This is a genomic window from Pelagibacterium limicola, from assembly GCF_015694405.1.
GTDB lineage: Bacteria > Pseudomonadota > Alphaproteobacteria > Rhizobiales > Devosiaceae > Pelagibacterium > Pelagibacterium limicola.
Map to the genome: position 1 here is coordinate 552,955 of NZ_JADQDB010000002.1, position 18,686 is coordinate 571,640.

Annotated in this window: 22 protein-coding genes, 2 pseudogenes and 1 other annotated feature; of the genes and pseudogenes, 12 read left to right on the forward strand and 12 right to left on the reverse strand. The window is 59.8% G+C overall.

The features are described from left to right. Positions 1–21 precede the first annotated feature (21 nt). Positions 22–471 (forward strand): phosphoribosyl-AMP cyclohydrolase, encoded by a 450-nt coding sequence (gene hisI / locus I2G20_RS05820; RefSeq protein WP_196258720.1) that lies wholly within the window; start codon positions 22–24, stop codon positions 469–471. Here the strand turns inward: hisI and I2G20_RS05825 are convergent. Beyond that, complete coding sequence (locus tag I2G20_RS05825; protein WP_196258721.1) at positions 459–1,208, reverse strand: rhomboid family intramembrane serine protease; 750 nt, start codon at positions 1,206–1,208, stop codon at positions 459–461. The genes hisI and I2G20_RS05825 overlap by 13 nt on opposite strands. A 190-nt stretch (positions 1,209–1,398) precedes the next feature. On the opposite strand from I2G20_RS05825, the gene I2G20_RS05830 reads away from it, so the two are divergent. The 5 genes and pseudogenes from I2G20_RS05830 (at position 1,399) to I2G20_RS05850 (ending at position 4,646) form a co-directional block, all read left to right on the forward strand. After that, the gene (locus I2G20_RS05830) at positions 1,399–2,052 is read left to right on the forward strand and encodes a PAS domain-containing protein (protein WP_196258722.1); all 654 of its coding nucleotides are present in this window, start codon (positions 1,399–1,401) and stop codon (positions 2,050–2,052) included. Positions 2,053–2,157: 105 nt separating this feature from the next. Then, the gene (locus I2G20_RS05835; RefSeq protein WP_196258723.1) at positions 2,158–2,790 is read left to right on the forward strand and encodes a PilZ domain-containing protein; all 633 of its coding nucleotides are present in this window, start codon (positions 2,158–2,160) and stop codon (positions 2,788–2,790) included. A gap of 271 nt (positions 2,791–3,061) precedes the next feature. After that, a pseudogene (locus I2G20_RS05840) lies at positions 3,062–3,409 on the forward strand (cell wall hydrolase); the annotation flags it as partial. Positions 3,410–3,503: 94 nt separating this feature from the next. Then, the gene (locus tag I2G20_RS05845; protein ID WP_196258725.1) at positions 3,504–3,896 is read left to right on the forward strand and encodes a VOC family protein; all 393 of its coding nucleotides are present in this window, start codon (positions 3,504–3,506) and stop codon (positions 3,894–3,896) included. Positions 3,897–4,025: 129 nt separating this feature from the next. Then, positions 4,026–4,646: a transglutaminase-like cysteine peptidase gene (locus I2G20_RS05850; protein WP_196258726.1), complete on the forward strand. Its 621-nt coding sequence runs from the start codon at positions 4,026–4,028 to the stop codon at positions 4,644–4,646. A 78-nt stretch (positions 4,647–4,724) separates the two neighbouring features. Here the strand turns inward: I2G20_RS05850 and I2G20_RS17570 are convergent. The 4 genes and pseudogenes from I2G20_RS17570 to I2G20_RS05865 all read right to left on the reverse strand — a co-directional run. Beyond that, a pseudogene (locus tag I2G20_RS17570) lies at positions 4,725–4,787 on the reverse strand (TraR/DksA family transcriptional regulator); the annotation flags it as partial. Between the two features lie 98 nt (positions 4,788–4,885). Next, a complete protein-coding gene (locus I2G20_RS05855; protein ID WP_196258727.1) occupies positions 4,886–5,737 on the reverse strand; it encodes a universal stress protein in 852 nt (283 codons plus the stop codon). 11 nt (positions 5,738–5,748) lie between these two features. Continuing rightward, a complete protein-coding gene (locus I2G20_RS05860) occupies positions 5,749–7,233 on the reverse strand; it encodes a SulP family inorganic anion transporter (RefSeq protein ID WP_196258728.1) in 1,485 nt (494 codons plus the stop codon). A gap of 74 nt (positions 7,234–7,307) precedes the next feature. After that, positions 7,308–7,363 (reverse strand) — a sequence feature (sul1 is cis-regulatory element that is thought to sense ions involved in sulfur or methionine metabolism; They are found in Alphaproteobacteria). A gap of 81 nt (positions 7,364–7,444) precedes the next feature. Next, positions 7,445–7,771, reverse strand: coding sequence for a DUF6949 family protein (locus I2G20_RS05865; protein WP_196258729.1), 327 nt, complete (start codon positions 7,769–7,771; stop codon positions 7,445–7,447). A 133-nt stretch (positions 7,772–7,904) separates the two neighbouring features. Between I2G20_RS05865 and I2G20_RS05870 the strand changes: the two genes are divergently transcribed. Then, positions 7,905–8,576: a hypothetical protein gene (locus I2G20_RS05870; RefSeq protein WP_196258730.1), complete on the forward strand. Its 672-nt coding sequence runs from the start codon at positions 7,905–7,907 to the stop codon at positions 8,574–8,576. A gap of 105 nt (positions 8,577–8,681) precedes the next feature. Here the strand turns inward: I2G20_RS05870 and I2G20_RS05875 are convergent, their stop codons facing one another. From I2G20_RS05875 to I2G20_RS05885, 3 genes are all read right to left on the reverse strand, one after another. Next, positions 8,682–8,900: a DUF3126 family protein gene (locus tag I2G20_RS05875; protein WP_196258731.1), complete on the reverse strand. Its 219-nt coding sequence runs from the start codon at positions 8,898–8,900 to the stop codon at positions 8,682–8,684. A gap of 104 nt (positions 8,901–9,004) precedes the next feature. Beyond that, positions 9,005–9,826, reverse strand: a complete 822-nt coding sequence (gene cysE / locus I2G20_RS05880; protein WP_196258732.1) for a serine O-acetyltransferase — start codon at positions 9,824–9,826, stop codon at positions 9,005–9,007. A 205-nt stretch (positions 9,827–10,031) separates the two neighbouring features. Beyond that, positions 10,032–10,790 (reverse strand): alpha/beta fold hydrolase, encoded by a 759-nt coding sequence (locus I2G20_RS05885; RefSeq protein ID WP_196258733.1) that lies wholly within the window; start codon positions 10,788–10,790, stop codon positions 10,032–10,034. 140 nt (positions 10,791–10,930) lie between these two features. Between I2G20_RS05885 and I2G20_RS05890 the strand changes: the two genes are divergently transcribed. From I2G20_RS05890 to I2G20_RS05900, 3 genes are all read left to right on the forward strand, one after another. Beyond that, positions 10,931–11,176 carry a zinc-finger domain-containing protein gene (locus tag I2G20_RS05890; protein ID WP_196258734.1) on the forward strand — a complete coding sequence of 82 codons (246 nt, stop codon included), beginning with the start codon at positions 10,931–10,933 and terminating at the stop codon, positions 11,174–11,176. 14 nt (positions 11,177–11,190) lie between these two features. Further along, entirely contained in the window at positions 11,191–12,387 is a 1,197-nt protein-coding gene (locus tag I2G20_RS05895) for an FAD-dependent oxidoreductase (protein WP_196258735.1), read from the forward strand. 69 nt (positions 12,388–12,456) lie between these two features. After that, the gene (locus I2G20_RS05900; protein WP_196258736.1) at positions 12,457–13,827 is read left to right on the forward strand and encodes a TCR/Tet family MFS transporter; all 1,371 of its coding nucleotides are present in this window, start codon (positions 12,457–12,459) and stop codon (positions 13,825–13,827) included. 3 nt (positions 13,828–13,830) lie between these two features. Here I2G20_RS05900 and gndA read toward each other — a convergent pair whose 3' ends face one another. Then, the gene (gndA, locus tag I2G20_RS05905; RefSeq protein WP_196258737.1) at positions 13,831–15,243 is read right to left on the reverse strand and encodes an NADP-dependent phosphogluconate dehydrogenase; all 1,413 of its coding nucleotides are present in this window, start codon (positions 15,241–15,243) and stop codon (positions 13,831–13,833) included. Between the two features lie 178 nt (positions 15,244–15,421). Here gndA and I2G20_RS05910 point away from each other — a divergent pair, with 178 nt between their 5' ends. Next, positions 15,422–15,952, forward strand: coding sequence for a gluconokinase (locus I2G20_RS05910; RefSeq protein WP_196258738.1), 531 nt, complete (start codon positions 15,422–15,424; stop codon positions 15,950–15,952). Here I2G20_RS05910 and I2G20_RS05915 read toward each other — a convergent pair. The 3 genes from I2G20_RS05915 to I2G20_RS05925 all read right to left on the reverse strand — a co-directional run bounded on the left by I2G20_RS05915 (position 15,949) and on the right by I2G20_RS05925 (position 18,052). Next, entirely contained in the window at positions 15,949–16,821 is an 873-nt protein-coding gene (locus tag I2G20_RS05915; RefSeq protein ID WP_196258739.1) for a TraB/GumN family protein, read from the reverse strand. The two genes, I2G20_RS05910 and I2G20_RS05915, sit on opposite strands and share 4 nt — an antisense overlap. Positions 16,822–16,926: 105 nt before the next feature. Beyond that, positions 16,927–17,193 (reverse strand): TfoX/Sxy family DNA transformation protein, encoded by a 267-nt coding sequence (locus I2G20_RS05920; protein WP_196258740.1) that lies wholly within the window; start codon positions 17,191–17,193, stop codon positions 16,927–16,929. Positions 17,194–17,284: 91 nt separating this feature from the next. Next, positions 17,285–18,052, reverse strand: a complete 768-nt coding sequence (locus I2G20_RS05925; RefSeq protein WP_196258741.1) for a MerR family transcriptional regulator — start codon at positions 18,050–18,052, stop codon at positions 17,285–17,287. A 203-nt stretch (positions 18,053–18,255) separates the two neighbouring features. Between I2G20_RS05925 and I2G20_RS05930 the strand changes: the two genes are divergently transcribed. Further along, a complete protein-coding gene (locus I2G20_RS05930) occupies positions 18,256–18,567 on the forward strand; it encodes a hypothetical protein (protein ID WP_196258742.1) in 312 nt (103 codons plus the stop codon). The last annotated feature ends 119 nt before the right edge of the window (positions 18,568–18,686 follow it).

Below are 18,686 nucleotides of genomic sequence, written 5' to 3' on the forward strand. Positions count from 1 at the left end.
CCGAACCGATAAGACCGCGCCATGACCAAGTTTGCAGATCCTAAAACGCTCTCCAAGGCCGAGCTCGAAGATGGGGCCGTGTACGCGCCGAAATTCGACGCCAGCGGTCTTGTGACCGCCATAACCCTCGACGCCGCCTCGCACGAAGTGCTGATGGTGGCCTTCATGAATGCGGAGGCTATCGCCGAGACGCTCAATTCGGGCTACGCGACCTACTGGTCCCGCTCGCGCAACGCGCTCTGGAAAAAGGGCGAGACGTCGGGCGAACTGCAGGAACTGGTGGAAATGCGCACCGATTGCGATCAGGACGCCATCGTCCTCGTCGTCAATCAGCTGGGACATGGCGCGGCATGCCACACTGGCCGCAAGAGTTGCTTTTACCGCAAGGTCGTTCGTCGGGACGGCGAGTTCGTCCTTGAAGATGTCGGCGGGCCTGCCCTCTTCGATCCCGAAAAGGTCTACCCCCGGTAACGCCTGGCCCGCGCGTCGAAAAGCGAGGGCATGAGAAGCCCTGCAACAAATCCCCCGATATGGGCTTCCCAAGCAATGGGAATCTGGACGTCCAGAAAGAGCGGCGCGAGCGGAATCAGCAGGTTGAGCCCGATCCACACAATGATGAAGGCGCGGCTGCGCGGATCGGTGAAAAGCTGACCCAGGGTTGCAGTCTGGCGCCCCAGAATCACGCGCTCGCCCGTCGTCGGATCCTCTCCCACAACCACCGGCTGGAAGATGAACCGCATCGCTGCTCCGGTGAGTGCGGCGACTCCGCCCGAGGCCCCGATCAGCACGCTGAATTGGTTAACAAAAGCGAGTTGAATCACCGCAAGCAGCACCGCGCCCGCCAGCGCGCCTAAAAAGAAGACGGCGAAGAACCGACCCTTCCCGTAACGGCGCGCGACCGGTGTCCCGAAGACGACAAGCCAGGCAGTGTTGACGATTAGATGCATGGCATCGACATGCAGGAGTGCATGTGTGAACCCCGTCCACAAAAGCGGCAGATAGCCACCGGGCAAGAGGTCCGGAGCGCTCAGACGGAACGGGATAAAACCGAACCATATCCGTAGGTTACCCAGACCATGCACATCGAGAACCAGGCCCGCACTCACATGGATTGCAACCAGGAGCCCGGCCAAGGCCGCTACGCCGCCGGGAACGAGAAAAATCGGCTGTCTTCCCCCGCCCTCTCCACTCGGAACGTTTTGGCTCATCGAATATTTCCCTTGCTCCACAATGGCTTGGACGCAGGCGGTGAACCTGTCCACAATTGGGCGGTGGAAATTAACCTTAATGATTGTTTAAGGGCGATTTTTCCGCGCCGTTTTGCGAGTGTAGTTCGGTAAGTTTCGGCAAGACCCGCCCCTAGGGAGCGGCATACCCGGTGAAAGAACGTTAGGCCACATGCAACAGCGCAGCACAAGAACGCTTTACGCGTATTGGAACGAAATCCGGGGCGCCCGCTCGACGCCCGAGAGACGCGACATCGATCCTACACGGATTCGGGAGGCTCTTGCCTATACCTTTATACTCGAATCCGACGACGGGCTGGATTTTGACTTCCGGCTGGCCGGTTCTCATCTGTGCTCGACCTACTGCCGCGAACTCAAGGGGCGTCCTTTCGCTTCGCTCTGGTCCGGCAAGGACCGCGATGCCCTCGACACCCTCATCCGTGCGGTGACAGAGGATCATGCCGTAGCGCTCGTTACCTTCGAAGGCAAATCGGACCGGGGCGAGACCGCCACTTTCGAAACAGTGCTGTTCCCGCTCCGCCACAACGGTGTGACAACCGCACGCATCATGGGCGGCCTCACTGCACTCGATACCCCCTACTGGCTTGGAATTCATCCCGTTACCGAACAGCGGATCACCGGGCTTCGGCTGATCTGGCCGGATGACCACGACACCGCAGCGACCCGAGAGATCACGGCCAGCGCCGTGAACGAAATGGCCGGCGCAATGCATGCGGGCAACATGCCGCCGATTCCGGTGACCGTCGCCGGCTCCTCGGCGCGCCGTTACGCGCATCTCGCGGTCATCGACGGGGGAAAAGCCTGATCCGCCGCGATTTTCGGCAATTCCGCCAGACAGGGATTACCAAGCATTAACGCAAAATGCCCTATTGTTCGGCTTTAAGACCTAACAATATGGCGGACGCGTTTGATGCTTATTCATGACCTGACATTTGATAATGAACGTCAGGCCGTGCAGCAGGCTGCCGAAGACGACCGGTATCAAAGCGTTCGCGTCTCGGTTCTCGGCCGCTACATGCTGGCAGACCGCCGCGAATTTCCCTGCCAGATCATCGACATGTCGCCGGGCGGTGCGCGGGTGATCGCGCCTGTCTCGGGAGATCCCGGTGAAAAGATAATCATCTATCTCGATCACCTCGGACGCGTTGAGGGTACGATTACGGGACTGATCGACGGCGGGTTCGAGATGACTCTCGTGTCGTCCCCGCGCAGGCGCGACAAACTGGCAGCCCAGCTCACCTGGTTGGCCAACAAGGATCTCCTGAATCTTCCCGAAGACCGGCGCCATGAGCGCGTCGTACCCGATATACGGCACTCCTCGATCCTCCTCGAGGACGGGCGTCGCTACAATTGCAAGATTACCGACATTTCCCTTTCGGGCGCCGCCGTCGAACTTGATGTACGGCCTGCACTCGGCACGCCGGTGACCCTCGGCCGCATGCGGGCCCGTGTCGTCCGGCATTTCCAGGACGGCATCGCGGTGGAATTCGCCTCGGTCCAGGAAATGCTCACGGTCGTGCAGCAGAACCTCTCGATGAACTGAGAATTGTCCGTGGCTGCAAGTGCCCCGGAAACGCCTGCGCCAATACGTAGCGTGAACAGATACTTAACCTCATCGCCTGTATTCTGATCGCAGTTTATGCACATTGGCGGTCCCGGGGGCCGGATCGCAGGTGCACCCTGTCCGCGTATTCTGGATCGTTTGTGCCATGCGTATAGTAAGAAAAGCCGCTGCGCTTTTGACTGCCCTTGTCGCCCTCACCTCCCTTTCCGGCTGCTTTTCGTTCGGCTGGTTCGGTGCGCGGTCACCGCATGAATGCATGACGCGTGTCATGTATTTCGAATCCAACCGCTCGAGCGAAGAAGGGATGCTGGCCGTGGGCACGGTGGTGATGAACCGGCTTTACGCCAAGGGCTATCCCAACGATGTGTGCGGCGTTGTCGGTCAGAAGAACCAGTTTGCCGAGGGTGTTCTAAGAAAGCCCATGACCGAACCGCGCAGCGTACAACTCGCGTCGCGGGTCGCCCATCAGGTGCTCAATGGCGCCCGCCACCCCGGCGTCGGCAATGCCATGTTCTTCCACACCGCCGGCCTGACCTTTCCGTACAAGAACATGTACTATGTACTGGTTGCGGGCGGGAACGCGTTTTACGAGCGGCGCTAACGACACGCACAGTTCATCCCCTGTCGGGAAACTGGCGGGCGGTGCGTCCTTTGGTTCAAGACCGCAAACCGCTCACGACAGGAATGAACCCATGGAACACCAGATCAGGGACAATGTAAGCATTGACGTGCCCTCGCTCGAAGCCGGGCTTCACTTCTACGGTGCCGACTTCGGCTTCAAGGAACTTGCCCGCCCGTTTCCCACAATGGCAGTGCTCGACGGCGGCAACCTGACCATATGCATGCACGGAAAGGTCGAAGGCACCGAGAGTTCGGAAGGCAGTGGAGAGAAGCGGCACTACACACGCCACTGGACGCCGGTACATCTCGACTTTCACGTCCCTTCTCTCTCCGATTTCGTCGAGAAAATCCGCGCCAATGGCGGCTCTATCGAACGGGAATTCAAGTCTGAGGGCCCAAAGCCTGCCGCCTTTTGCGCCGACCCCTTTGGAAACGGATTTTGCGTGATAGCCGAAAGCCTGTGAAGGCCGAGGCGAGTATGCCTAACCACAAGTAAATCAAGCATATAAAACTCGATTCAAAACTGCGTTGTAGTTTTGGCATCGGGGAAATTTGCCCCGCTTAACGTGATTTCCGTCGGGGAGATCACGATAATGAAAAAAACAAACGTATTCATTTCCGGGCTCATTGCCCTGTTTGCTTCGCTGGGTGCATCCGCGCCTGCGAACGCTGTCGAAACCCATGCGGCCTTTGCTTCGGTGGGCAACCAGACCTCCATTCCGGTCGGACATGCCGAATATTGCGTGCGGCTGCCCCACGAGTGCCAGCCGCTGGAAAAGGTCGCGAACATCGCGCTGACCGACGCTCTCTGGCGCGATCTCCAGGAGGTCAACAACCATTACAACACCACGATCACGGCCGCGAGCGACCGCGACATCTACGGTGTCGATGAGTTCTGGACCTACCCCAGCCGCGGATACGGCGATTGTGAAGACTTCGCGCTTGCCAAGCGCGCCGCGCTGATCGAGCGTGGATGGCCGGCCTCGACGCTCCTGATTTCGGTCGTCATGCAGCCGAACGGCGAGGGCCATGCGGTCCTGATGGTCCGGACCGATCGCGGCGACCTGATTTTGGATAACCAGGAATCGCTCATCAAGGTCTGGACCGACACGCCCTATACCTTCCTCAAGCGCCAGAGCCAGGCCCATGCCGGCCAGTGGGTCGACATTCTCGATGCGCGCGACAACATCGTGACGGCAACGGCTGGTCACTAACGAAACGCAACCGAATACCTCAATCGCCCCGACAGGCGAAAACTCGAAGGCCGTTTCCATCAAGGGAACGGCCTTTTTTTACGCGCAGCGGATGCAACGTGTTACTGCCGGATCGATTTCCAACCGCTTTTCGGCAATCGGCCGGCGGCTGTCCGGGCCTGCTCAACCGCTTCGGCCAATTCGCGTTGGATACGGGGGCGAAATCGCGCGCCGAGGACGTCGGATTCTATCGCTAACCCCTATCTGAAAAGGAGTACCGGCACCATGCAGGACCGCAGCATCTCGGTGGTCGTGGAGCCAATCAGCAGGTTTCGGATACGAGAATGACCATAAGCACCCATGACAAGGAGGTCAAAACCTTCACGTTCCACCGCCGATGCTATAACAACCTCGGGCTGACCGTTCCTGATCTCGGAAACCGCGCTCACTCCCGCCTGCTCCAGTTTGCCGCGCGCATAATCGAGCTTGCGCGCAGTATCGTCGCCTTCGCCGCCCACCGTCAAAAGCGTGATGTCTAGCCCTCGAAACAGAGGACTCACCGCAATGTGGTCGACAGCCTTGATGTTGCTAACGCCACCATCGAATGCAACTAACACCTTGCCGATCGGCCTGAACGCTCGCGATGCCACAAAAACCGGTTTTTGCGACGCGCGAACGACGCGTTCGAGATTGGAGCCCAAATGCAGTTTTGCGAAATCGGCGGCTTCTCCCCGTTTGCCGATAACCATCATCGCAGCGCCGGCTTCCAATTCGCCGACTGTCTCGAGGATGTCGCCGGATACAAGCCGGGTTGTCACTTGGCTGACGCCGGCCTTCAAAACGATACTTTGCGCATCCTCCAGGATTACCCTGCCCCGCTCGCGGGCCAGTTTGGCGCGTTGGGCGTCGAGTTCGCTGAGCTGTTCGAGCAGGGCCGAACGGGTGCCGAGGGCGATCGCTCCGCTCAGATCGGACGGCGGGGTCTCGCGCCTTCCAAGCACATGCAGAATCTGCACGGACGAGCCCATACGCTTGGCAAGCCAGGCGGCGTGCTCGCAAACGCTTTTCGAGTAAATCGAACCATCTACAAATGCGACGAGGGGGTTGGACATATCGCCTGCTCCTAATGGGCCATCAGCTTGTCGAGTGCGCCGGGCTTGTCGTGTACGGCAAGCCGGTCGACAATCGTCTCGCTCGCTTCATTGAGGCCGACAATTTCAACCTCCGCACCGTCACGGCGGAATTTGAGCACGGCCATATCCAAAGCTGCAACGCTGGAAATATCCCAGATATGAGCGCGGGAAACATCGATGGTGACCTTTTCGAGCACTTCCTTGAAATCGAATGCGGCCATGAAGTCTTCGGTGGATGCAAAGAAGAGCTGGCCTTCAACGACATAGGTGCGATGCCGCCCATCGTCGGAAACCATCGACGTAACGCGGAACAGCTGGGCGATCTTCCACGCAAAGAAGATGCCCGAGAGCAGCACGCCAGCCAGAACGCCGATGGCAAGGTTGTGGGTGTAGATCACCGCCACAACGGTGACGATCATCACGACCGAGGAGGATCGCGGATGGTCGCGCAGATTCTTGATCGATGACCATGAGAAGGTGCCAATCGATACCATGATCATGATGGCGACCAGCGCTGCCATAGGAATCTGCGCAACGAGATCGCCCAGCACCACGATCATGAATAGCAGCAGTACGCCAGCGGTAAAGCTCGATAGCCGGCCGCGGCCGCCGGATTTCACGTTGATGATCGACTGACCGATCATCGCGCAACCGGCCATGCCGCCGATGAACCCGGTTGCCGTGTTGGCGATCCCTTGGCCAATACATTCCTGGTTTTTGGCAGATGGCGTATCGGTGAGATCATCGACAATCTGCGCTGTCATCAGGGATTCGAGCAGCCCGACCACCGCAACGGCCGCCGAATAGGGGAAGATGATCATCAACGTTTCGAAGTTGGGCGGGATGTCGGGAATGAGGAATACGGGGAGCGTCGAGGGCAACTCGCCCATGTCTCCCACTGTACGCACATCGAGACCGAAGGCGGTTGCAACGCTGGTCAGGACCAAGATGCAGACCAGCGGCGACGGTATTGCCTTGGTCAGGCGAGGGAAAAGATAAATGATCGCAAGGCCGGCTGCGACCATGACGTAGGTGAGGTGGGGCACACCGATCAGTTCCGGAACTTGCGCGAGAAAGATCAGGATCGCCAAGGCGTTGACGAACCCTGTCATTACCGAACGCGATACGAAGCGCATGAGATTGCCCAGCTTCAGCAGCCCTGCCCCAATCTGTAGCAGCCCCGCAAGTACCGTTGCCGCAAGGAGGTATTCGAGCCCGTGATCGCGGACCAGTGTGACCATCAGAACCGCCGTAGCGGCTGTGGCTGCCGAGATCATGCCTGGCCGCCCGCCCGTGATCGCCGTGATGACAGCAATCGAGAACGAAGCATAAAGGCCGACTTTGGGATCGACACCGGCGATAATCGAAAAGGCGATGGCTTCGGGAATAAGCGCGAGCGCGACAACCAGACCGGCGAGCATGTCGCCGCGAATGTTGCCAAACCACTGCGCGCGGTAGGCGTTCAGATAAAACATTGAATATCCGGAATGTGAGAAACCAAACCAGCGGGCAAGACGCACCGCGACGGGCAGGAGAAGGCTGTCGGTTTAGTTATCCGGCGGATCGGCGGCCGGAAGAGACACCCGGGTTTTCACCGAGTCCAACGTTCGTGGGGACCTTTTTGCCGTATTTGCCCACGAGCGCAAGGAATAGCTGCCATGCGCTCAATGCATGGCTGGTTTGCTGCTACACCAGAGCTCGTATCACCGTGACGTAACTGCCGAGGATAATCAGCCCGGTAACGAAGCTCCAGGCGAACGCGATGAAGGCGGCAAGTAACACGTTCAGGACGGAGATCTGCCCCGCCTCCCCGCTCTGCCAGCCCAGCCGCAGCATGATATAGGGGCCGCAGAAGAAGGTGGTGACAAGATTGAATAGCCCCCGCGCCGGAGACGCTCCATAGATGCGGATACCGGCGGTCTCGCGGAAAAGCCCCTGGTAAAGATGCGTCAGCATTCCCGCCGTGCACAAGCCGACACCGATGATGAACAGCGCAAGAACGAGCTGGGACACGAAGCACCTTTGAGCCAAACCGCATGACAGGCGGCAAGATTAACACTTTGTTAAGCATAACCGGCGCCAAACTGCTTGTCATGCCTGCAGCAGCGGCATGGTTAATTGCGGTTTCAGCTTGGGGAAAACGCGGGTGTCTAAAGCAAATCCGGCACGGCAAGTGGAGACGGAGAACGTCTTTTACACCCTGGCCGTGCTTACCCTGATCGTCGCAATGCTTGGTTTGGGTGGCGCATATGCGGTGGGCGCCTGGCTGGATGCGGCGCGCGAGGAGCCGGCAAACCCTGCTCTCACCGCGACGCACCTCGTCACCATAGGCGCGCAACACTATGTGGTGCCGGCTGCGCTGATGTCCGACCCCATCCAGCGGAGGGACGGATTTTCGGATCGCCTCGACATGGCGCTGGCCTTGCCGCTCGGGGCGGGCGGACGGCTGACGATGGTCGACGTCACGATCATGCCGCGAGGGCGTATCCGCACAAGCGCCAACCTGCTCGACAGCGTCTATTTGCGCCAGTTCGCCAATGCACAGCTTCAAGGTCCGCCAGGGCTTGTGGGCAAACCACTCGCGGGTGATGCGGGAACGGTGGGTGAGACGGTTTGGTACGACCCCCTAAGCCCCACCCCGTTCGTCGCCAAATGTGCGGTGCCGGTCGCTATGGGCGGCGAGCAGAAAACCTGCATCCGCACCGTACAACTCTCGGACCGCAACACCGCCGTGTTCGCCTTCGAGCCATCGGTGCTCGACAATTGGCGCCGGTTCGACGAAACGGTGGAGAGTTGGCTGGCAGGGCTGCGCAAGTAGCCGTCATCTACGGTGGAGGCGAAGGCGGGAACCCGGCCACTCAATATATGACGAAATGCCGGGACCCAGAGAACGGAAGAGAGGCGACTGCCCTGGTGGAGGTGCCTAGTTCACGTCCTCGAGATCGATGTCGAGGATCGAAATCTGCACCATGTATGATTTCTCGCCTTCGTCCTCGTCGACATAGATCAGCCCGAGAAATTCCTCGCCCAAGTACAACTCCACCGAGTCGTCCTGCTTGGGCCGGGGGCGGACATCGATATTGCGGTTGGCGAACGTTTTCTGCAGATACTTCTGCAGCTTGATAATTTCGTCGTGCTTCACGAACTCTCTCCAATGGGTGTTAGCCGATGCATACCGGCCCTGTACGGCCTCTGCAATGCCACAAGGCGATTTCCCCATGAGAGGTTGCGAGAGGTTTTGGCCTATCAGTCGCGCGGCACCATGACGATCTGGTCCATCACAGTCGATGGCTGGTTGCAGCCCGCTTCGCCGACGACCTTGGCGGGGACGCCCGCAACCGTTGTGCGCGGCGGCACCTCCTTAAGCACGACGGACCCGGCGGCGACGCGCGAGCAGTCGCCCACCCTGATATTGCCGAGGATCTTCGCACCTGCCCCGATCAGCACGCCATTGCCGATCTTGGGATGGCGATCTTCATGGGATTTCCCGGTGCCGCCCAGCGTTACGTCCTGCATGATGGAACAGTGATCGCCAACCACGGCCGTCTCGCCAACGACAAACCCCGTCGCGTGATCGAGCATGATACCCTTGCCGATCCGGGCCGCGGGATTGATATCAACCTGGAAGACGATGCTCGCGCGGCTCTGCAGATAGAGGGCGAAGTCCTTGCGCCCGTCGTTAAGCAACGCATGAGCGAACCGATGCGTCTGGATCGCCTGATAACCCTTGAAATAAAGGAAAGGAACCACTGCCCGATCACACGCGGGATCGCGCTCGAGCGTTGCGGCAAGGTCGGCCCGTGCCGCTTCACCAATTTCCGGATGATCGGCCAGGACATCTTCGAAGGACTGCCGTATGAGATCGGCAGGTACGTCCGCATGGTCCAGCCGCGCCGCCAGCCTGTGAGCGAGCGCAGATTCGAACGAGTCGTGGTTGAGCACAACGGACACAGCCAACTGCGTGAGCGAGGGCTCCGCGGTGCATATTTCCCGCGCCTCGGCAACGATTGTCGCCCATACGGGGTCGACCGAACTGAGCTTGCCGGACTTTATGACGGGACTGGTCATGGTGCACTCCAAGTTGGCACATGCCTCGATATAGAGCAGGCATTCTATCAAACAAAGGGTTTCAAGGAAAATTGGTTCACGGATTCCCTTGCTGGTGAAACGGCGGAGAAAAGGCCGGTGTCCGTCGATCCGCTCTCCAGCTGGGTGATTTGTGACGTCCCGCTTCTCCGGGCTATCACAGGAGCCGGCACTATCATCCTGGCGCTCAGGTCGGGTAAACGCGCGCCAGGAATTCGAGAGCGCCTTTCTTGAATTGCGGATCGCCGGTCGCGCGCATGTGGTCGCGGCGCTCGATAACCAGCGATTCGCCATTTGGCAGCATATCCGCGAGAGTCTGCGCATCGCCGCCTACCGTATCCTCGCTGCCTACAGCAACGAGGACCGGCGCAACGATACCCCGCAGGTCCTCTACCGGCACGGGCGTGCGCGAGCCGGCCATGCATGCAGCGAGCGCCTTGCGATCGCTCTTGGTGTGATCGGCGAAGATGCGAAATTGGCGGCCCGTGGGGTGTGTCACTTCGGATAGCGATGGGGCATCGAGCGCAGCGATGATTTCGTCACTGTCGAGCGTCGGCGTCGGCATATTCGCGCCCAGCCCGCCGAAGATCGCACAAGCAACCTTTTCCGGGCTCTGGATGCAGACGAAGGCCGAAATCCGCGCGCCCATCGAATAACCGATCAATGCCACCTTCCCATAGCCAAGGTGATCCACGAGGTTGACGACATCACTTGCCATTTCACGCGCATCATATCGGCCAGAATCGTACACCTTCTCAGAATTGCCGTGGCCGCGATTGTCCAGCGTGACTACGCGATACCCGGCGCCGGTCAGGGTTTCCGCCCATCCTGTAGATACCCAGTTGACGATGCCGTTAGAACCGAAGCCGTGGACCGCGACAATCGGCGGTCCCTCGCCATATATTTCGTAGGCGAGCGTGAAACCTTCGGACTCAAATACCGGCATAAGTGATTCCTTTGACTCTGCTTTCGGCCTGTCTTAACAGCGCGCTTTATCGAGACCAACCGCGCCAATCTGCCCACTGGCATTTGCGGCCTCCAGCCGTTATGGTCCGGCCAACTTTGGCGCACCGGATAGACGCGATCATGGCACAACACAGCACCCCGCACTTCCACAATACCGAAGGACTGGCACGCATCGTGATCGGTGCCAAGGAATTCCAGTGCGTGGGCGCCAAGCCGCCATTCGATCATCCCCACGTCTTCCTTGACATGGGCGCGGACAACGAAATCGTCTGCCCGTATTGTTCGACCCTTTACGTCTACGATCCCAGCCTGCCCGCCGGTTCCGCCGACCCGGCGAGCGCTGTTTTCCACCTCGAAAACGCTTGAAGCCGGAGCGCCGAATGGGCGCACCTCGTACCATCGTTATCATCGGCGCCGGGATTTCCGGTCTGACGCTTGCTCTCGCCCTGGCCAAGTTTGGCGCGCAGGTGTTGGTGATCGAGCGCAACGCTGAGACCTCCGAATTCGGCGCTGGCCTCCAGATCAGCGCCAATGCCCGCAAATGCCTTATCCGGCTGGGGCTGGATGAAGCGCTGGAGCAGGTCAGCTTCCGTCCCGAAGGCATCGACCTATATCCCCATAAGTCCGATGCGCCGCTGCAAACGCTGACACTCGGCGCCACGATTGCCGAACGGTTTGGCGCACCCTATGCGGTCATGCACCGCGCGGATGTGGTCGAGGTGCTTTTTGCTGCCGCCAAGCGCTTCGCCAATATTGAAATCGCCTTCGGCGTCGAGCACTTCACGATCGACGACGCGGACGGAAGGATCGCAATCGCATTTGAGGAGCATGGTGGGCGGCAGCGGACCGTTGCGCCGTTCGCGCTCGTGGGTGCCGATGGCGTACGCTCGGTGGTTCGCACCCGATGGATGGAAGGAGCCGATCCCGTTTATTCGGGCAAGGTCGCTTGGCGTACACTGGTTGTCCCCGATAAGCTCGCCGACATCGTCAAATCTGATCGCGTGAGCGTCATGTTCGGCCCGCGCCATCATCTCGTTGTCTACCCCTTGCCGTATCGGAATGCAGTCAATCTGGCGCTGTTTGTGCAGGAGCCAGAAAGCCGGCTTGCGACGCTCGAAAAGGGCACACCAACGCTACGGAACGTCAACGACCAGCGGCTGGCGGCAATTCTAACCGCGGCCCAAGGCACCTGGACGCCATGGATACTGTCGGCGGTCGAGACGGAGAACTGGCACAAGGGTCCGATGGGTCTCATTGGAGACGCCGCCCACGCCATGCTGCCGTTCCAGGCGCAAGGAGCGGCAATGGGCATAGAGGACGCAACCGTTCTTGCGCCGTTGCTCGTTTCCGCGCCCAACGCGGAGCACGCTTTCAAGCGCTATGCAGCGCTCAGGCAGGAACGCGTAAGGCGTGTGCAGGCGGTCTCGCGTCGGAACGGCCACATATTCCATATGAGCGCGCCTTTTTCATTGGCGCGCGATCTGGTTATCAGGACCGAGGGGCCGGAAGGACACCTCAAACGCCTCGCCTGGCTCTACGGGTACGATCCGCTCTCTGCTGCCATAATAGAACCATAACGGCGGGGTTGCGTTTCCCCTCACGCCCATGCCAATTGAACTCAAGTTATCGACCGCAAAAAGGGCCAAATGCGCGTAAATCCCCAGTCGCGGCTGCCTCTCGTCTTCATCCTCATAACGGTGTTTCTGGACATCGTGGGGCTCGGCATCATCCTGCCCGTGCTCCCCGGGCTTATCCTTGAGCTGACAGACGGGCACAACGTCGCCGATGCCGCCGTGATCGGCGGGTATCTGGTCTTCGTCTATGCGTCCATGCAGTTTCTGTTTTCCCCCATTCTGGGCAATCTGTCGGATCGCTGGGGACGTCGGCCGGTTCTCCTGCTTTCGCTCGTGGGCCTCTCGCTCGACTATCTCCTGATGGCGTGGGCGCCCACGCTTATCTGGCTGTTCGTTGGCCGAATGCTCTCGGGTATCTGCGGGGCGGCAGTGGGCACGGCAACCGCCTATGTGGCCGACATAACGCCCAAGGAAAAGCGCTCGCAGCGCTTTGGCCTAATTGGCGCGGCCTTCGGCTTGGGGCTGATTGTGGGTCCCGTCATCGGCGGGGAATTGGGCGAGTTCGGTCCGCGCGCGCCCTTCTACCTCGCGGCGACCCTGGCGGCAGCAAATGTGGTGTTCGGTTTTTTCGTCCTGCCTGAAAGCCTCTCGAAATTCCGCCGCCGCCGCTTCGATCTCAAGCGCGCAAACCCCTTTGGCGCAATCCTGGCTTTTCGGCATACGCCCATCGTCCTGGTTCTGCTGGGCGCGCTGTTCCTGTTCGCACTCGCTGGGCAGACCTATCCCAATATGTGGAATTTCTACACCATCCGCCAGTTCGACTGGACACCCTCACAGGTCGGCCGGTCGCTCGGGGTCTTCGGCATTCTCTTCGCGCTTTCCCAAGCCGTGCTCGTTGGCCCGGCGATCCGCTATTTCGGCGTGGCCGGAACGATCCTCACCGGACTTGGGCTCGCCGTCTTCGCGTTTATTGGCGTCTCGTTGATCGATACGGTTCTGGGGCTCTGGTTCTTCCTGGTTGTGGGATCGTTCAGCGCCGTGGCCGCACCTTCGCTCACGGGGCTGCTGTCCAATAATGTGAAGGCGAACCAGCAGGGCGAACTGCAGGGGGCTGTAAATGCCACCAATTCCCTGACCGCAATTATCGCACCGGTGGGAGCAACGCAGCTATTCCGGTTCTTTACCTCGGATGCTGCGCCGACCTATTTCCCCGGCGCACCATTCTTCACCGCAGGTCTCATGGTCGCCGGCAGCGCTTTGCTGTTCATCTTCGCCGCGCTACGTTTCAACATATGGCAGGCACCGACCCACAAGGCCGAAAAACCCGTCGTGCCGCCGCCCCCGCCGAGCGGCCAGGCGGTCAACCGGCCAGATACCGAGCCGTTGCCGGGAGCGGAAGACGGAACCGAACCACCCGATGAGGTAAAAAGCGGTAATAGCTGACAGCTATTTCGCCACGAGGCTCGGCCACTTGTGGTGGAAGTCGCCTTCCCTATCGATCCGCTTGAATCCATGAGCACCGAAGAAATCGCGCTGGCCCTGGGTAAGATTGGTCGTACCATTCGCCTGCCGATAGGCATCGAAATAGGCAAGGGCGGAAGAAAGGCAAGGCGCCGGCATCTCGTTGACCGCACAAGTGGCGACCACGGCACGCAACGCCCCATTGCATTCCTTCATTAGCTCAACAAAGGCAGGTTGGGTAAGCAGGTTGGCGGCAGTTCCTGAAGCAAAGGATTGGGAAATCTGATCAAGGAAACGCGAGCGGATGATGCAGCCCGCGCGCCAGATCTTCGCGATTACGTCGAGTGGCAGGTTCCACCCGTTTTCCTCCGAAGCCTTGGCCATGACCGCGAAGCCCTGGGCGTAGGCCGCGATTTTTCCTGCCAACAGAGCTTTTTCCAATGTCTCTAGCGAGATCGTCGCCTTGCCCTTGGCCGCGGCGCCGTAGAGCTTCTCGCCTTCGATACGTTCGGTCTTCATCGAGGAGATTGAACGCGCCGCAACCGCGCCTTCGATCGTCGTGGCCGACACTCCCATGTTCAGCGCCTCGATGGCCGACCAGCGACCCGTGCCCTTCTGGCCTGCGGAATCGAGGATGATATCGACCAGCGGCTGGCCGGATGCCTCGTCCACAGCGTCCAAAACGTGGCCGGTAATTTCGATGAGATAGGAATCGAGTGGCCCCGCATTCCAGTCATTAAACACTTTGGCGCACTCGGATGCGGACATACCCAGGCCATCGCGCATCACCCCGTAGATTTCAGCGATCATCTGCATGTCGGCATATTCGATGCCATTGTGGATCGTTTTGACGAAGTGACCTGCCCCGCCAGTTCCCAGATAGGCGCAGCATGGCTCGCCATCGAACTTGGCGGAAATGGCGGTCAGCACCGCCTCAGCGTTCTTCCATTCGGCCTGCGAGCCACCGACCATGATGGAAGGGCCATGCCGAGCCCCCTCTTCACCGCCCGAGACGCCTATGCCCAGAAATCCGATACCGGATCCGTCGAGCTCTGCGAACCGGCGCACGGTGTCGTGGTAATTGGCATTGCCGGCATCTATGATGACATCCCCTTTTTCCAGCAGCGGCCGGAGCTCGGCGATGACGGCGTCCACGGGTTCGCCGGCCTTGACCATGACGATGACCGATCGGGGGGCTTTGAGCATGCCCACGAAGGCTGCCAGATCGCCGCTGCCCATTACATTGCCGGCCAGATCGCCCGCCGACTCAAGGAACGCATCGACCTTGCTCGCGGTACGGTTGTAGACCGCAACCTTATAGCCATTATCCGCAATGTTGAGCGCCAGATTTTCGCCCATTACGCCGAGGCCGATCAGCCCGATATCTGCCTGAGTCATCACTATCTCCATAAGTGGCAATGGGTTTTCGCACAGTGGGCCCTCAACGTCAAAACGCCCGATGCAAACGCCGCCGATAGGATGTAAAATTTTTAGGCCGCCAGCGCGAGAGCTTTTCTCGCAGCTTGGTTGCGGTATAGATGAAATTGTAATCGATTGCAGGAACGAGGAGGGCCACATGGGGTATGCCACGAGTTCGGCGGCCAACGCAGCGAGGCTCATCGTCGTTATGGGTGTCTCCGGGTCCGGCAAGACGACCATTGGCGAAAAGCTGGCGGAAGCGCTCGGGCTGCCGTTTCTCGATGCAGACAATTTCCATCCGCGCGCTAACGTGGAAAAGATGCGAGGGGGCCGCTCCCTCACCGACGAGGATCGCTGGCCCTGGCTCGAAATCGTGGCCGATGCCATGCGCAACACAGCCGATACGCGGGGCCGCGTGGTCTGCGCCTGCTCGGCTCTGCGACGCGACTATCGTGATTTTCTGGTCAAGAAAGCCGGTGAGTCCATCGCCTTCATTTTGCTGCACGGCGACAAGGACGTCATTGCCAAACGACAGGCGAACCGCCCCGGCCACTTCATGCCTGCAGCCCTACTCGACAGCCAGTTTGCGACTCTTCAACTGCTAGGAGAAGACGAGAACGGCTTTATGCTCGACGTGGCCAATACCGTCGAGGAACTGGTAACGCAGGCCGCTGAGCGGCTCTCTTAGCGGTATTCTACCGAATAACCTCGGTCCTCGAGGATGGCAGGTATCGAGTCCGGCCCGGCAAAATGTGCGAGTCCAACTGCGACCATCACCCTGCCCTCCCCTTGGAGAATGGCCTCGATGCCGTCGGCAAACTCGCGATTCCGTTCGACCAGCAGTGCATCGTAGAACTCGGGAGAACTGCGGCGCATCTCTTCCAGAATGGCTTCGAGGGGAGCAAGATCTCCTGTCGTCCAGGCATCGAGGCTGACAATGAGTTCCTCAATGGATCTGTCCGCCTCGAACAATACTTCGCGCAGCAGCCCGACCTGCGTTGCCTCGTCCATGTCGGCAAACACCTGAAATTGTCCCTCGAAGGATTCGAACCCATGGACCGGAATGGCATGGCTCCGCGCCAGTTCTTCGATGTAGATGTCCAGTCCCTGCGCGGGATCGAAGCCCGCGGCCCCCAGTACCAGCCCGGTGACCTGAAGGTAGGCAAACCAGGGACGTGCGTCCAAATAGCTTTCCAGCGGAACGCCATGTTCGGCAAGCAATGCCGCAAGCGCCTCTAGATCGGCGTCTTCGAGCACGTCCGTCAACGGCCGCTCCGGTGAGAGACCGTATTGCGCGATAAGGGCGAACATGGAGGGCGGGGGATTGGAAATATCGGCGATCTCGAGCCAGACCGCGTCGGATTTGGCGACCAGTTCGGAATAAAGAGCGAGGCCGGTGTTGTCTTCTCCGCGCATCATGTGAACCGTTCCGGCCATGTAGACGACGGAATCGGCGTTCCGCACGATCCAGATCGGCGGGTCGGCACGCTCGGCCCACGCCTGTGTGGGGAACGAGGCGATAACGAGCAGGCACAGCGGAACAATCAATCTCGACATCGGAGGACTCCAATAAGGCTCCACCGAGCCGACCATATAATCGATATCAGAAAGACAAGGCTCTCCAAGGAGAAAATGGAACGTCCAAGCAGGACCGCGGTTCCCTCAGTCGCCAGGTTTCAACTCGGCCGCTGCACGCAGCCAGGCCTTGCGCTCTGGCGACACCTCCCGCCAATCGCTCCCGGTCAACGCCGCGTCCATTGCATAGAGCGCGTTGAGGGATACGCGGTTGCCGAACACAAATCTGAGCCTGAGATAGGCACCAACCGCGCCCACCGCACGCAAGGCTTCGGCGTCCGGGATGCCGACTTCGATGAGCATGGCCTGCGTGACCTTGCCCAGGTTGCGCATCGCGCTGATCGCCCCGGTCATTTCCTACCCCCCAACTTTCGAAAACGCTCCCTGTCTTATTTCAACAAGGAGCGTTCAAATTAGCCGACCTGAGGCTGAAATGTCAGGGCCATCAACCCTGCCGCGCAGCCCAGGATTTCATCGCCTCGGTCAACCAGATGGTGAATCCCGGCGCAATGGCTTCATAGCGGGCAGCGAAGTCCGGATGCGCGAGGTACATGTCCGCGAGCCCGGCATAGGCCTGCGGTGGGCACGGCTTGTCCCACATTTTGCCCACCCACGCGCGGTGAGCCTCGATGAGCGCATCGTTGACGGGATCATCCGCGGCGATGCCCCGCTGCATGGCTTCGGCGAGGCCCCGCTCGATGGGCTCAAGTTCAGCCATCTGCTGTTGCATCGCCCCTTCGGGCTGCGAGGCCATGACGGCCTTGCTCTGCGCGATGCGATCGGCCATGTCCGGCCCGTAGGTGTCGACGAGCCACCGCTCGTATTCGGCCTGCTTTTTGGGATCGACGATCCCCGTGTACAAATCGGCGTCCTTCATGGCGCGATCTCCTTTCAGTTCGGCGATCGTGCGGTCGATCGTCCTCAACATCCCGGACAGCCGTTGGGTCTCGCCAGCGATCCTTTCGCGCTGTTTCATGAGCGCTTCGAGCCTATCGAAGCCCGGATCGTCCAGAATATCCGCGATCTCCGCGAGCGGGATGCCCAATTCGCGGTGAATGAGAATCTGTTGCAGGCGCAGCAGATTTTCGCGATCGTAGTAGCGATAGCCGTTGGTGCCGGTATGCGCGGGTCGGAGCAAACTGATGGCGTCATAATGATGCAGGGCGCGGACCGAAACCCCTGCCAGTTCTGCAACCCGTTTGACTGTGTACATCGTCCGCCTCCTTCTCCGCGCTTTCCGCAGGACCAGGGTCTTAGGCTCTCACGCCACGTGAGGGTCAACCCCTTCCCGGCATTTGAAAAGACTGGGTGATGCTCTGTTCACCATGAGCACAGTGTTCCCCGGCCGGAAAGTAATTGGTGACCCTCTCTGGTGCCATATTGTCTCTGCCACAGAGCCCGACGGAGAAAGACGGTATGAACGCACCATCACGCCAGGAACTCGCTCTCATGCTGGTATGGGCCTTTCGCGACCAGAAGGTCGAATCGGCCTACGATCCCCACGCAGACGCGCTAACGCTGTATCACAACGTGATGGCGCTTCCGGTCGAAGAGGCCGCAGCTGTCATCTCTTGTGCTCGCTCGGGCAACATACCTCCCTCCGACCCATTGATGCTTGCGCGCTGGACCCGGGGCGTCTGCCTTCTGCGCGAGATCATACAACAGCCCATGTGCGAGCTCTCGATTGCCCGCCCTGAGCGAGAATCCCCGGCCGCAACCGCCGCATGATCGAACGGGTCTGCCCAAACACGGCCAAAGCTGGGCAAAATTGCCTATAAATTTCCGTGTGATGGCCTTATGAGGGCCAAGTCTCCGCCACGTATCCCGCTCACGATCCGATCACGGTT